This window comes from Kitasatospora sp. NPDC001683, assembly GCF_053596495.1.
The window spans coordinates 40,476-54,050 of record NZ_JBSFGK010000001.1; the positions used below are offsets into that span (position 1 = coordinate 40,476).

14 protein-coding genes and 2 tRNA genes are annotated in these 13,575 nt (G+C 72.0%); 10 read left to right on the forward strand and 6 right to left on the reverse strand.

Annotated features, from left to right (window positions below):
- Positions 1-56 precede the first annotated feature (56 nt).
- Complete coding sequence (gene fbaA / locus ACWCYO_RS00185) at positions 57-1,079, forward strand: class II fructose-bisphosphate aldolase (RefSeq protein WP_270145779.1); 1,023 nt, start codon at positions 57-59, stop codon at positions 1,077-1,079.
- Between the two features lie 107 nt (positions 1,080-1,186).
- Here the strand turns inward: fbaA and ACWCYO_RS00190 are convergent, their stop codons facing one another.
- Positions 1,187-1,606, reverse strand: coding sequence for a DUF3151 domain-containing protein (locus tag ACWCYO_RS00190; RefSeq protein ID WP_270145777.1), 420 nt, complete (start codon positions 1,604-1,606; stop codon positions 1,187-1,189).
- A gap of 240 nt (positions 1,607-1,846) precedes the next feature.
- Here ACWCYO_RS00190 and ACWCYO_RS00195 point away from each other — a divergent pair, with 240 nt between their 5' ends.
- Both ACWCYO_RS00195 and ACWCYO_RS00200 read left to right on the forward strand, forming a co-directional pair.
- Complete coding sequence (locus ACWCYO_RS00195) at positions 1,847-2,629, forward strand: DUF3152 domain-containing protein (protein ID WP_449782882.1); 783 nt, start codon at positions 1,847-1,849, stop codon at positions 2,627-2,629.
- Positions 2,630-2,690: 61 nt separating this feature from the next.
- Entirely contained in the window at positions 2,691-3,401 is a 711-nt protein-coding gene (locus ACWCYO_RS00200) for a hypothetical protein (protein ID WP_270145775.1), read from the forward strand.
- A gap of 19 nt (positions 3,402-3,420) precedes the next feature.
- Here ACWCYO_RS00200 and ACWCYO_RS00205 read toward each other — a convergent pair whose 3' ends face one another.
- From ACWCYO_RS00205 to purS, 4 genes are all read right to left on the reverse strand, one after another.
- Positions 3,421-4,233, reverse strand: a complete 813-nt coding sequence (locus ACWCYO_RS00205) for a sterol carrier family protein (protein ID WP_270145774.1) — start codon at positions 4,231-4,233, stop codon at positions 3,421-3,423.
- A 74-nt stretch (positions 4,234-4,307) separates the two neighbouring features.
- Positions 4,308-6,563 carry a phosphoribosylformylglycinamidine synthase subunit PurL gene (purL, locus tag ACWCYO_RS00210; RefSeq protein WP_270145772.1) on the reverse strand — a complete coding sequence of 752 codons (2,256 nt, stop codon included), beginning with the start codon at positions 6,561-6,563 and terminating at the stop codon, positions 4,308-4,310.
- On the reverse strand, positions 6,563-7,240 hold the full coding sequence (gene purQ / locus ACWCYO_RS00215) for a phosphoribosylformylglycinamidine synthase subunit PurQ (protein WP_270145770.1): 678 nt from the start codon (positions 7,238-7,240) through the stop codon (positions 6,563-6,565). Before purQ ends, purL begins: the two co-directional genes overlap by 1 nt.
- A complete protein-coding gene (purS, locus tag ACWCYO_RS00220; protein WP_030278336.1) occupies positions 7,237-7,491 on the reverse strand; it encodes a phosphoribosylformylglycinamidine synthase subunit PurS in 255 nt (84 codons plus the stop codon). Before purS ends, purQ begins: the two co-directional genes overlap by 4 nt.
- A 468-nt stretch (positions 7,492-7,959) precedes the next feature.
- Between purS and ACWCYO_RS00225 the strand changes: the two genes are divergently transcribed.
- From ACWCYO_RS00225 to ACWCYO_RS00255, 7 genes are all read left to right on the forward strand, one after another.
- Positions 7,960-8,277 carry a histone-like nucleoid-structuring protein Lsr2 gene (locus ACWCYO_RS00225; RefSeq protein WP_030056585.1) on the forward strand — a complete coding sequence of 106 codons (318 nt, stop codon included), beginning with the start codon at positions 7,960-7,962 and terminating at the stop codon, positions 8,275-8,277.
- A gap of 141 nt (positions 8,278-8,418) precedes the next feature.
- Positions 8,419-8,491: transfer RNA gene (locus ACWCYO_RS00230), tRNA-Gly, on the forward strand.
- Positions 8,492-8,531: 40 nt separating this feature from the next.
- Positions 8,532-8,607, forward strand: a tRNA-Gly gene (locus ACWCYO_RS00235).
- A gap of 149 nt (positions 8,608-8,756) precedes the next feature.
- Entirely contained in the window at positions 8,757-9,764 is a 1,008-nt protein-coding gene (locus ACWCYO_RS00240; RefSeq protein ID WP_270145766.1) for an ABC transporter ATP-binding protein, read from the forward strand.
- The gene (locus ACWCYO_RS00245) at positions 9,761-10,597 is read left to right on the forward strand and encodes an ABC transporter permease (RefSeq protein ID WP_449782883.1); all 837 of its coding nucleotides are present in this window, start codon (positions 9,761-9,763) and stop codon (positions 10,595-10,597) included. The genes ACWCYO_RS00240 and ACWCYO_RS00245 overlap by 4 nt, the downstream gene beginning before the upstream one ends.
- Before the next feature lie 91 nt (positions 10,598-10,688).
- Complete coding sequence (locus ACWCYO_RS00250; protein WP_270145762.1) at positions 10,689-11,915, forward strand: sensor histidine kinase; 1,227 nt, start codon at positions 10,689-10,691, stop codon at positions 11,913-11,915.
- Positions 11,916-11,968: 53 nt separating this feature from the next.
- A complete protein-coding gene (locus ACWCYO_RS00255) occupies positions 11,969-12,589 on the forward strand; it encodes a response regulator transcription factor (protein ID WP_270145760.1) in 621 nt (206 codons plus the stop codon).
- A gap of 23 nt (positions 12,590-12,612) precedes the next feature.
- Here ACWCYO_RS00255 and ACWCYO_RS00260 read toward each other — a convergent pair whose 3' ends face one another.
- The gene (locus tag ACWCYO_RS00260) at positions 12,613-13,512 is read right to left on the reverse strand and encodes a phosphoribosylaminoimidazolesuccinocarboxamide synthase (protein ID WP_270145758.1); all 900 of its coding nucleotides are present in this window, start codon (positions 13,510-13,512) and stop codon (positions 12,613-12,615) included.
- Positions 13,513-13,575: the final 63 nt, after the last annotated feature.

The following is a 13,575-nucleotide window of genomic DNA, read 5'->3' on the forward strand; positions in this document are numbered from 1 at the left end:
GTACACAGCGTCGGACAGCACCGTCCGTACGCCGCAACCCGACAGGAGCGGATCGCATGCCCATCGCAACTCCCGAGGTCTACAACGAGATGCTCGACCGGGCCAAGGCGGGCAAGTTCGCCTACCCGGCCATCAACGTCACCTCGTCGCAGACCCTGCACGCCGCGCTGCGTGGTTTCGCCGAGGCCGAGAGCGACGGCATCATCCAGATCTCGACCGGTGGCGCGGAGTTCCTGGGCGGCCAGCACAACAAGGACATGGTGACCGGCGCGGTCGCGCTCGCCGAGTTCGCGCACATCGTCGCCGCCAAGTACGACATCACCGTCGCGCTGCACACCGACCACTGCCCGAAGGACAAGCTGGACGGCTACGTCCGCCCGCTGCTGGCGATCTCCGCCGAGCGCGTGGCCAAGGGCGAGAACCCGCTGTTCCAGTCGCACATGTGGGACGGCTCGGCCGAGACCCTCTCCGACAACCTGTCCATCGCCCAGGAGCTGCTGGCCCAGGCCGCCGCCGCCAAGATCATCCTCGAGGTCGAGATCACCCCGACCGGCGGCGAGGAGGACGGCGTCTCGCACGAGATCAACGACGAGCTGTACACCACCGTCAACGACGCCGTGCGCACCGCCGAGGCGCTCGGCCTGGGCGAGAAGGGCCGCTACCTGCTGGCCGCCTCCTTCGGCAACGTGCACGGCGTGTACAAGCCGGGCAACGTCGTGCTGAAGCCGGAGCTGCTGCGCGAGCTCCAGGACGCGATCGGCAAGCAGTACGGCAAGACCGACCCGTTCGACTTCGTCTTCCACGGCGGCTCGGGCTCCACCGCCGAGGAGATCGCCACCGCGCTGGAGAACGGCGTCGTGAAGATGAACCTGGACACCGACACCCAGTACGCCTTCACCCGCCCGGTGGCCGGCCACATGTTCGCCAACTACGACGGCGTGCTGAAGGTCGACGGCGAGGTCGGCAAGAAGAACACCTACGACCCCCGCACCTGGGGCAAGCTGGCCGAGGCCGGCATGGCCGCCCGCGTGGTCGAGGCCGCCGAGCAGCTGCGCTCGGCCGGCAAGCGCCTGAAGTGAGCCCGCTGAAGCGAGCGTGAAACGGGCCTGAAACGGGCGTGCCCCCGGCGGTCTCCCGCCGGGGGCACGGTCGTGTCCGGGTGGTTCCGTGGTTCCTGACTGCGGTCCTACTGCTTGAGCTCCGCGTAGGCCTCCGCGCTGCTGTCCTTCAGGAACTGCCAGCAGCGGTTCTCCTCCTCGGTCTCCTTGATCGCGCCGGCCGCCCGGGCGAGCGCCGCCAGGCAGCGCAGGAAGCCGCGGTTGCCGCGGTGGTCCCACGGCACCGGGCCGTGTCCCTTCCAGCCGCTGCGGCGCAGGGCGTCCAACCCGCGGTGGTAGCCGGTGCGGGCGTAGGCGTACGACTCGACGTAACGGCCGGCCGCGTAGGCGTCGTCGGCGAGCATGGCCCAGGCGAGGCAGAAGGCCGGGAAGTCGGCGGCCACCTGGGTCGGTGAGGCCGACTCCTCCGCCAGCATCCGGTAGGGCTGCTCGTCCTCCGGCAGGAGGGTCGGTTCGGGGCCGTCGAGAAGATTCTTGTGAATCGCCATGCAGTGCAGTCTGCCACCCGGGGGCCAGGGGTCAACCGCCCCGCCGGGGAACCGGGCCGCCGGGGAGTCGGGCCGCGGAGGAGCGCTGGCTGCATACCAGGTATGTAGACATTCACCCGTTCGCATGCCAGGGTGTGGCTCGTGCCCGCAGCCAGATCCGCCCGCCGGCGAGCCGCTCCGCCCAGGAACGCTCGCAGCGCCCGCCGACGCCGCAGGTCGCGCCGCCGGATCGGCCCTGGCATGCTCACGGCACTGATCGCCTCCGTCCTGCTGCTGGGCGTCGCCGGCTTCGCGCTGAACCGCCCGTCGGAACACCCGGCCCCCGCCACGACCGCCCAGGCCCGGGTCGCCCCGCCCGGCGAGCAGTCGCCCGGCACGGCACCGGCGACGCCGACGCCCACCGGCGCCCCCACGCCGACGGCGACCCCCACCGTGACGCCCACCGGGCCCGACCCCGGCCCCACCAAGGGTTCGGGCACCTTCACCATCGCCCCCGCCAGCGCCAAGGCGGTCGGCCGCGGCACCATACGCCGCTACCGGGTGGAGGTCGAGGACGGCATCGGCATCGACGCCGCCTCCGCCGCCGCCCAGATCCACGGCATCCTCGGCGACCGCCGCGGCTGGACCAACGACCACAAGAACGGCTTCCAACTGGTCGCCGGCGGCTCGTACGACTTCACCGTGAAGATCGCCTCCCCCGCCACCGTGGACAAGATCTGCGGCGCCTCCGGCCTGGACACCCACGGCGAGGTCAACTGCAACGTCGGCAACCAGGTGCTCGTCAACTCCAAGCGCTGGAACACCGGTTCACCGCAGTTCGGCGGCCCGCTGGACGAGTACCGGGCACTGATCGTCAACCACGAGGTCGGCCACCGGATCGGCCACGGACACGAGACCTGCCCCGGCCCGGGCAAGCCCGCGCCCGCGATGATGCAGCAGATCTACGGGCTCAAGGGCTGCGCCCCCAACGCCTGGCCGTACTCGGCGGACGGCACCTACCTGAGCGGCCCAGCGGTCCCGTAGTGCAACGGAGTTGAGACCCGAACGGCAAGCCGCCGGCACGACCGTGGCCTACCCTCCGAGCATGACCGCTGCCCAACGCCTGAGGCTCACCGCCGCGTTCACCATCGCCGGGATCACGCTCGGCACCGCGGCCTGCTCGTCCTCGACCGATGCCGCCACGAGCGGTGGAGCGCTCTCCTACGACCGCGTCCGGTCGACCGCGCTGGACCTGTTCAAGAACAGGTCCAGCACCTGCCCGTTCGGCCTCGACTTCGCCAAGGCCGCGGCCGGGGCCGGGATCACCGGCGCCGTCGCCCCCGCCGTGACGGACGGACGATCCGTCCGGGGCAACGCCGGGGACGGCGTCCCGGCCCAGCCCTGGCCCTCCGGAGCCACCCACCCGCCGACCATGACAGAGATGCCGGCCACGCCCCCGAGCGCCCAGATCACCTGCTCGTACACGGTCGGCCCGTCCACCGTCGACGTCGAGTTGCTGGCCGTGCCGAAGAACGACTACGGCATCAGCATGATGCTCCCCTCGATCGCCCGCGCCGGACTGCTCAGCGTGGACCAGCTGTCCCGGTTCTCCACCGACCGCCCCGCCGTCGGGCAGACCAGGCTCACCCCGGGCGGGGGCACGGCCGCCGTCGCCCGGATCGCGCTCCACGGCGACGGCGACCTGGTGCTGATGCTGACCCAGAACACCACCGGCCAGGCGGCCCAGGACCAGGCCCTGGCCGGCGAGCCGCTGCGCAAGGCCGCCGAGGCCCTGGCCGCCCAGCTCAAGGGCTGACCAGGGCCGGTCGGTTGCGTCAGCCCAGGATCGGCAGGTACTCCCCCAGGTCGCTGCGCTCCCCCGAGGCGTCCACCCGGTGGTCGGCCACCGCCGCCGCCCACGGCACCCGGCCGGTGGCCAGCCGGATCCAGGTCAGCGGGTCGGTCTCGACCACGTTCGGCGGGGTGCCGCGGGTGTGCTTGGGCCCCGGGACGGCCTGGACGACCGCGTACGGCGGGATCCGCAGCTCGACCGCGCCGCCGGGCACCTGCTCGGCGAAGGCGTCCGCCAGCATCCGGGTGACGGCGGCGAGGGCCTGGCGGTCGTGCGGGAAGGCGTCCAGGCCGAGCGCCTCGGCCAGGTCGTCGGCGTGCACCACGGCCTCGACCAGCCTGGTCACCAGGTAGTCGGTCAGCGGCATCCGCCGACCGACCACGACGGCGGTCGGCTCCGGGGCCGCCCCGGCGGGCCGGTCGAGCGCGGCCGGTACGGCGTCGAGCGACCGGTCGAACGCGGCGACCACCGCCGCGGGCGGGCCCGCGAACCCGGTCGCCGCCTGCTCCGTCGCCAGGCTGTCGACGGCCTCGGCCATCGTCCGGCTCACCTCCGCGTAGCCGGCCAGCGAGAGCACCGGCCCGGCCGGCGCCGGGGCGTCCAGCGCGGCCGGCAGCCGGCCCAGCGCCAGGCTCAGGTGCGCCAGCAACTCCCTCACCCGCCAGGTGCCGAGCCGGGTCGGCAGATCCAGCTGGTCCGCGGTGAGGCCGTGGACGACGGCCCGAAGCGCCGCGCTCTGGGCGGCCAGCGCGGCGCGGACCTTCTGCGGTTGGTACGTACGGGACTTGGGAGGCATGGGGCCCAACATACGCCGAGGGACGGACGGTTCCCGGAATCCGGAGAACCGCCCGCCCCTCGAAGGCGCGCCGGTCAGGCCAGCAGGGCCTCGATGACGCCGGTGTGGGCGTCCTTCAGCTCGGCCAGCGAGACGGTGAACTGCCCCTGGACGTCCAGGGCGTCGCCGTCCACGACACCGATCCGGGTGGCCGGCAGGCCACGCGCGGTGCACATGTCGTTGAAGCGGAGCTCCTCGCTGCGCGGCACCGCCACGACGGCGCGGCCGGCCGACTCCGAGAACAGCAGGACGAACGGGTCCATGCCCTCGGGCACGACGATCCGCGCGCCGTGGCCGCCCTTGAGGCAGCTCTCCACGAGCGCCTGGCCGAGGCCGCCGTCGGACAGGTCGTGCGCGGCGTCGATCATGCCGTCGCGCGAGGCCGAGATCAGGATCTCGCCGAGCAGCCGCTCGCGCTCCAGGTCCACCTTGGGCGGCAGGCCGCCGAGGTGGTCGTGGACGACCTGCGACCAGGCCGAGCCGCCCAGCTCGTCCGCCGTGTCGCCGAGCAGGTAGAGCAGCTGCCCCTCCTCGGCGAAGGCGACCGGGGTGCGCCGGGTGACGTCGTCGATGACGCCGAGCACCGCGACCACCGGGGTCGGGTGGATGGCGACCTCGCCGGTCTGGTTGTACAGCGAGACGTTGCCGCCGGTGACCGGGGTGCCCAGGGTCAGGCAGGCGTCGGCCAGACCGCGGGTGGCCTCGGCGAACTGCCACATCACGTCCGGGTCCTCGGGGGAGCCGAAGTTGAGGCAGTCGGAGACGGCGAGCGGCTTGGCACCGCCGGCCGCGACGTTGCGGTACGCCTCGGCCAGGGCCAGCTGGGCGCCGGCGTACGGGTCCAGCTTGGCGTAGCGGCCGTTGCCGTCGGTGGCGACCGAGACGCCGAGGTTGGTCTCGTCGTCGATCCGGATCATGCCCGAGTCCTCGCCGTGCGAGAGCACGGTGTTGCCGAGCACGTAGCGGTCGTACTGGTCGGTGATCCAGGACTTGGAGGCCTGGTTGGGGTGGCTCGCGACCTTCAGCAGGTCGGCCTTGAGGCCCTCGCCGGTGGTCGGGCGGGCCAGCCGCTCGGCGGTGGGGGCGTCGGCCTGCAGCGCGTCCTGCCAGCTCGGGCGGGCGTAGGGGCGCTGGTAGGTCGGGCCCTCGTGGGCGACGGTGCGCGGGGGCACGTCCACCACGAGCTCGCCGTGCCAGAAGATCTCCAGCCGCTCGCCGTCGGTGACCTCACCGATGACGTTGGCGATGACGTCCCACTTCTCGCAGATCTCCAGGAAGCGGGCGACCTTGTCGGGCTCGACGATCGCGCACATGCGCTCCTGCGACTCGCTCATGAGGATCTCCTCCGGCGAGAGCGTGTGGTCGCGCAGGTGCACCGTGTCGAGGTCGATCCGCATGCCGCCGGAGCCGGCCGAGGCCAGCTCGCTGGTGGCGCAGGACAGGCCGGCGCCGCCGAGGTCCTGGATGCCCTTGACGAGCTTCTCCCGGAAGATCTCCAGGGTGCACTCGATCAGGAGCTTCTCCTGGAACGGGTCGCCGACCTGGACGGCCGGGCGCTTGGCCGGCTTCGTGTCGTCGAAGGTCTCGGAGGCCAGCACCGAGACGCCGCCGATGCCGTCGCCACCGGTGCGGGCGCCGTACAGGATGACCTTGTTGCCGGCGCCGGAGGCCTGCGCGAGGTGGATGTCCTCGTGCTTCATGACGCCCACGCACAGCGCGTTGACCAGCGGGTTGCCCTGGTAGCAGGAGTCGAAGACGACCTCGCCGCCGATGTTCGGCAGGCCCAGGCAGTTGCCGTAGCCGCCGATGCCCGCGACGATGCCGGGCAGCACGCGCCGGGTGTCCGGGTGGTCGGCCGCGCCGAAGCGCAGCGGGTCCATCACGGCGACCGGGCGGGCGCCCATCGCCAGGATGTCGCGCACGATGCCGCCGATGCCGGTGGCCGCGCCCTGGTAGGGCTCGATGTACGACGGGTGGTTGTGCGACTCGACCTTGAAGGTCACCGCGTAGCCCTGGCCCACGTCGACCACACCGGCGTTCTCGCCGATGCCGACGAGCATCGCGTCCGAATCGGGCTTCTTCTCGCCGAACTGCTTCAGGTGGACCTTGCTGCTCTTGTACGAACAGTGCTCGGACCACATGACCGAGTACATCGCGAGTTCGGCGCCGGTCGGGCGGCGGCCGAGAATCTCCCGGATGCGCGCGTACTCGTCCTCCTTGAGGCCGAGTTCGGCCCACGGCTGGGCGGCATCCGGGGTCTGCTCGGCGTTCTTGACGGTGTCGAGGCTCATCAGGCGTTCACCAGCTGCTTCAGTACGGAAGTGAAGAAGCCCAGGCCCTCGGTGGTCGGACCGGTGAGCGGCTCCACCGCGTGCTCCGGGTGCGGCATCAGGCCGACGACATTGCCGGCGGCGTTGCTGATGCCGGCGATGTCGCGGTACGAACCGTTCGGGTTGACGTCGAGGTATCGGGCCACGACCCGGCCCTCCGCCTCGAGTTCGTCCAGGACGTGGGCGTCGGCGACGAAGCGGCCCTCGCCGTTCTTCAGCGGGACGACGATTTCCTGGCCGGCCGAGTAATCCCCGGTCCAGGCCGTCTCCGCGTTCTCGATGCGCAGCTTCTGGTCGCGGCAGACGAAGTGCAGCGAGTCGTTCCGGGTGAGCGCGCCGGGCAGCAGGTGCGATTCGCACAGCACCTGGAAGCCGTTGCAGATACCCAGCACCGGCATTCCGAGCTTGGCCTGCTCGATGACGGTCTCCATCACCGGCGAGAAGCGGGAGATCGCGCCGCAGCGCAGATAGTCGCCGTAACTGAATCCGCCGGGCAGGACGACGGCGTCGACCTGGTGGAGATCCTTGTCACGGTGCCAGAGGGCGACCGGCTCAGCGCCGGCCAGGCGGACCGCGCGCTGGGCGTCGCGGTCGTCGAGCGAGCCGGGGAAAGTGACGACGCCGATGCGGGTGGTCACTTCGCCGCCTCCTCGACGCGGACGGTGAAGTCCTCGATCACGGTGTTGGCGAGAAAGGTCTCGGCTGCTTCGCGGATACGGGCGAGCGCGGCGTCGTCGACCGGGCCCTCCAGCTCCAGCTCGAAACGCTTGCCCTGGCGGACGTCGGCGATCCCGGTGAATCCGAGACGGGGCAGTGCACGCTGCACCGCCTGTCCCTGGGGGTCGAGGATCTCCGGCTTGAGCATGACGTCGACTACGACGCGTGCCACTGGCACTCCCGGTGGTGTCTTCGGTGAGGCGGGGGAACTCCAGACTACCGGCCGTTCGGGGCAGGAATGCTGGCCGGGGAGGGTGACGCGCGTAGACCCACGACCCTTACGCCACAAGGGATCCGGCGCCGACGCCCCCCGCCCGGGCCGGCCCGTTTCCAGGGATTCGGAGCCGCCCGCGGGAGCCCCCGGAGAACACCCGAATACGGCACTTGGGGACAGAACCGCCCGTCCCGCACATCGGTATCCGGCAACCCCGCGAAGACTCGTGAATATCCGGAAAAGAATGCCGGACTCTTCGATTTCGACCCCCTTCGGGTGCAGAATAGGGCCACCTGTCGCGGCAAGTGCTGCGTATCCGGCGGGCCACCGGGCCTGCCCGTGTGCGCTTGCGCGAGTTGGTGCACATCAGGCCACGGGGCGCACTCCGTGAACCGACGGCCGAATTGCCCGAGAGGATTGACACCCATGGCTCAGCGTGTAGTTGTCACGCTCTCCGACGACCTGGACGGCGGCGCCGCCGCGGAAACCGTCCACTTCGGCGTCGACGGGAAGTCGTACGAGATCGACCTGTCCGTGGACAACGCGGAAAAGCTGCGGGAGGCCCTCGCCCCGTTCGTCGCGGCCGGCCGGCGCCAGAGCCGCACCGGAAAGTCCTTCCGCCGCACCGCGCTCACCCCGGACCCGGCCGCCGTGCGCGCCTGGGCCCTGTCGCGCGGGATGGAACTGCCGGCCCGCGGCCGGATCCCCAAGCACGTGTACGAGGCGTTCGCCGAGGCGAACTGACCCCGTCGGGGCACCGCCCCGGTCGCCCTGCCCGCCCGGACCGAAAGGGTGGGGCGACCACCCCGAACGATGCTGTAGAGTATTCCTCGTCGCCGCAACGGAGAGATCCGAAGAGGCGGCGGGTGCCCCACCGGGCACCACGCGGACGTGGCTCAGTTGGTAGAGCATCACCTTGCCAAGGTGAGGGTCGCGAGTTCGAATCTCGTCGTCCGCTCGCAGTGCGCGAGCACAGCACAACTCAATAGTTTGACCATGCGGACGTGGCTCAGTTGGTAGAGCATCACCTTGCCAAGGTGAGGGTCGCGAGTTCGAATCTCGTCGTCCGCTCCAGAACGAAGGCCCCCTCGATCGAGGGGGCCTTCGGCGTATTCGTGCTGCTCCTCCCCATGACATTTGTCATCGCCGACCCGTGGATCCGCACCACCGAGTCATGACGGCGCGCACTGCCCGCGCGACCGGGGCGGCGGAAGGCTTGGGGCATGGAAACGAGCGAGCCCGCCCGCCCCGGCGACAGCGTGATCGAGGTCACCGACCTGCACCGCCACTACGGCACCGGCGCCACCGAGTACCACGCCGTCCGCGGCGTCGACCTGACCGTCGGCCGCGGCGAGCTGTTCGCCCTGCTCGGCACCAACGGCGCCGGCAAGACCTCCACCATGGAGGTCATCGAGGGCCTGGCCGCGCCCGGCCGCGGCACCGTCCGGGTGCTCGGCCACGACCCCTTCCGGGACCGCGCCGCCGTCCGGCCGCGGATCGGCATCATGCTCCAGGAGGGCGGCTTCCCCGGCGAGCTCACCGCCGCCGAGACCGGCCGCACCTGGGCCGGGATGACCAGCGGCGCCCGCCCGGTCGCGGAGGCACTGGAGCTGGTCGGCCTCGGCCACCGGGCCGGCGTCCGGGTCAAGCAGCTGTCCGGCGGCGAACGGCGCCGGCTCGACCTCGCGATGGCCCTGCTCGGCCGCCCCGAGGTGCTGTTCCTGGACGAGCCCAGCACCGGCCTCGACCCGGAGGCGCGCGCCGCCGTCTGGCGGCTGGTCCGCGAGCTGCGCGCCCAGGGCACCACGGTGCTGCTCACCACCCACTACCTGGAGGAGGCCGAGGAGCTCGCCGACCGGCTGGCCATCATGCACGGCGGCCAGGTCGTCACCACCGGCACGGTCGCCGAGGTGATCGCCGGCCGGCCCTCCCGGATCACCTTCGAGCTCCCGGAGTTCACCGGCGCCGCGCTGCCCCTCCTGCCCGGCGCCGAGGTCACCGTCGACGGCCGCAAGGTCACCGTGCAGAGCGTCGGCCTCCAGGACACCCTCACCGACCTGCTCGGCTGGGCCCGGCACCACGGGATCGCCCTCGGCGCCCTGGACGCCCGCAGCGCCTCGCTGGAGGAGGCCTTCCTCGCCATCGCCTCCGAGGCCGCCCACCAGGCCCCGCCGCAGACCCCCGCCGCCACCCGTCCCGCCCGCCGCCGCCTGATCGGATCCGCCCGATGACCACCGCCGCCACCGCCCCCGACACCGTCAGCGGTCCGCCGAGCACCACGGCCGGCCGACTGCTCGCCCTCGGCCGGGCCGAGGCCACCCTGCTGCTGCGCAACCGCACCGCGCTGTTCACCGCCGTGGTGCTGCCGGTGGTGCTGATCAGCACCCTGCAGGGGATGCTCAAGAAGCAGTCCGAGAACAACCCCGGGCTGGACGTCCACTCGCTGCTGATCTACGGCTCGGTCGGGATGATCCTGGCCTTCGTCGTGTACTACAACCTGACCGTCGCGTACGTCGGACGGCGCGGCGAGCTGGTGCTCAAGCGGCTGCGCACCGGCGAGGCCAAGGATCTGGAGATCCTGCTCGGCACGGCCGTCCCCTCGCTCGCCCTCGGGCTCTTCATGGCCGCCCTGATCGGGATCGGCGGCAGCGTCGGCCTGCACCTGGCCGTGCCGGTCAACCCGGTGCTGATGCTGGTCGGTCTGCTGGTGCTGCTGGCCACCATGATCGCCCTGGCCGCGCTGTCCAGCGCCTTCACCAGGACCGTGGAGAGCGCGGGCATCACCACCCTGCCGGTCATGCTGGTCATGCAGTTCGGCTCCGGCCTGTTCGTCCCGCTGGAGGTCATGCCCTCGCAGCTGGCCGACGTCTGCCGCCTGCTGCCGACCACCCCGGCCTTCCAGCTGATCCGGGTCGGCTGGTTCGGCACCGACGGCTCCGCCGCCGCGACCGGCTTCCTCGGCAGCTGGGGCGCCGCCGCCCCGCACCTGGTCACCGGCGCGGTCTGGCTCGGTCTCGCCGTCTGGGGCGCGGTGCGGTACTTCCGCTGGGAACCGCGCCGCTGATCTCGGCACGCAGGAATCCGCAGGATCTGCCCCCGTTCCACCTCTGATATGAAGGCAGCGACACGATCGTGATCAGACGGGGGACACTGCGATGGTCCGGGGGCCGATCCGCCGCTGGAAGGGCTACGGCAAGCCGCAACGCGCCGAGCTGTACTTCCGCTGGTCGCTCTACCTGGTGGCGTGGATCATGCTGCCGATAAACCTGCTGTCCACTGCCTCCGCCGCGAGGGTCCAGGACTCGACCACCGTCGCCCAGGTCGCCCTGGTGCTCTCGCTCGCCTCCACCCTGGTCACGCTCCGGGCGTACCGGACCTCGCTCGACCACTACCTGGGGCGGCCCAGCACGTACCGGCGCTGGCTGGTCGTCAACGCCGTCCTGACCGTGGCCGGTTCCTGGACCGTCCTCCTGCTCGGCCCGTCATCCGACGGGCTGCCCCTCCACCCGGGCCCGCCGTTCACCTTGGTGATCGCCGCCTCCCTGGTGGGAGCAACCGCAGGCCCCACGGGGGTGAGCCTGCGGTTGCGCTGGGCCTTCCTTGCCGCCGCCGGTCTGCCGCTCATGGTCTCCCCCGCGATGCTGCTGGCCGGCGTCAGCCCCGCCAGCACCTTCGGGTGGGTGTGCGGCGCGGTCATCGGCACGCTCGTCCTGATCGGCAGCTGCCGCAGCTTCGCCTGGGTGACCGCCGTCGTCTGGGAGCTGGACGCCGCCCGCGAGGCGCAGTCCCGGCTGGCCGTCGCCGAGGAGCGGCTGCGGTTCTCCCGCGACCTGCACGACGTGATGGGCCGCAACCTCACCACCATCGCGCTGAAGAGCGAACTCGCCGTCCAGCTCGCCCGGCGCGGGCGCCCGGAGGCCGCCGAACAGATGGCCGAGGTGCAGAGGATCGCCCAGGAGTCGCAGCGCGAGGTCCGGGACGTCATCCGCGGCTACCGCACCGCCGACCTGCACGCCGAGGCGATCGGCGCCCGGGCGGTACTGCGCGCCGCCGACGTCGCCTGCGAGATCGACCTCGGCGAGCACGCCGACGGACTGCCGCTGCCGGTGCAGTCGGTGCTCGGCTGGGTCATCCGGGAAGCCACCACCAACGTGCTGCGGCACAGCGAGGCCGCCCACTGCCTGATCCGGCTGCGGCGGGAGGACGGCCGGGCGGTGCTGGAACTGGAGAACGACGGGGTGCCGGAGGTCCCGGTCCCCTCCCCGGGCGCCGGCACCGGGCTGCGCGGCCTGCGCGAGCGGCTGGCCGCCCACGACGGTGAACTGACCGTCCCGACGGCAGCGCCGGGCACCTTCCGGGTGCTCGCCGCCGTACCGCTCTGAACCCCGCTGCCGGCCGTACCGCTCTGAACCCCGCTGCCGAGGAAGGCCGCCCGATGACCGACACCGCACCCGTCCGCGTCCTGCTCGCCGACGACGAGCACCTGATCCGCGGCGCGCTGGCCGCGCTGCTCTCACTGGAGGACGACATCGAGGTGGTCGCCCAGGCCGGCTCCGGCCCGGAAGCCCTGGCGATGGCCCGGGCGCACCGGCCGGACATCGCGGTGCTGGACCTGCAGATGCCCGGCCGGGACGGCATCGAGGTGGCCACCGAGCTGCGCCGGCTGCTGCCGGACTGCCGCTGCATGATCGTCACCGGTCACGGCCGCCCCGGCTACCTCAAGCGGGCGCTGGAGGTCGGGGTGCGCGGCTTCCTGCCGAAGACCGTCTCGGCGGCCGACCTGGCCGGCATCATCCGCACCGTGCACTCCGGCGGCCGGTACGTGGACCCGGAGCTGGCGGCGGACGCGATCAGCGCCGGGGAGACCCCGCTGACCCCGCGCGAGACGGACGTCCTGGAGCTGGCCGCGGACGGCACCCCGATCGCGGAGATCGCCGAGCGGGCCGGGCTATCCCAGGGCACCGTGCGCAACTACCTGTCCTCCGCGGCCAACAAGCTGGGCGCGGAGAACCGGCACGCGGCGGTGCGGATAGCCCGCGAGCACGGCTGGATCTAGCTCGCGGGCCTCGCTCGTGCGACTCAGACCCAGCTGGTGCCGGTCAGCCGCTCGTAGACCTCGATGTACTTGGCCCGGGTCTGCTCGACGACCTCGGCGGGCAGCTCCGGCGGCGGCTGCTCGCTGTAGCGGTCCCAGCCGGAGGCCGGGGAGACCAGCCAGTCGCGGATCAGCTGCTTGTCGAAGGACGCCTGCGAGCGGCCCGGCCGGTACTCGTCGGCCGGCCAGTAGCGGGAGGAGTCCGGGGTGAGCACCTCGTCGCCGATCACCAGCTCGCCGTCCAGCAGGCCGAACTCGAACTTGGTGTCGGCCAGGATGATGCCGCGGTCGCGGGCGATGTCCCGGGCCCTGGCGTAGACGTCCAGGGTGGTACGGCGCACCTGGGCGGCCAGCTCGGCGCCGATCCGGCGGGCGGTCTCCTCGTACGGGACGTTCTCGTCGTGCTCGCCGACCTCGGCCTTGAGGGCCGGGGTGTAGATCGGGGCGGGCAGCTCGGAGCTGTTCTCCAGGCCCTCCGGCAGGGCGATGCCGCAGACCGTGCGGCTCTCCTGGTACTCGGTCAGGCCGGAGCCGGCCAGGTAGCCGCGGGCGACCGCCTCGACCGGGATCATGTCCAGGTTCTTGCAGATCAGCGTGCGGCCCTTCCAGTCGGCGGGGGCGCCCACCGGGACCTCGGTGGAGATCACGTGGTTGGGGACGATGTCGGCGATCCGCTCGAACCACCACAGCGAGAGCTGGGTGAGCACCCGGCCCTTGTCCGGGATCTCGTTCGGCAGCACCCAGTCGTGGGCGGACATCCGGTCGCTGGCGACCATCACCAGCTCGCCCGACTCAGTGCGGTACAGGTCGCGCACCTTGCCGGTGTGCAGGTGGACCAGGCCGGGTACCTGGACGGGCTCGGGCTTGGTGACAAATCCGCTCAAGGTGTTCAGTCCTCAGGGGTCGTTCACGGGCGTGGGGCACCGCGAAAGGGGAGGTCACTGCCC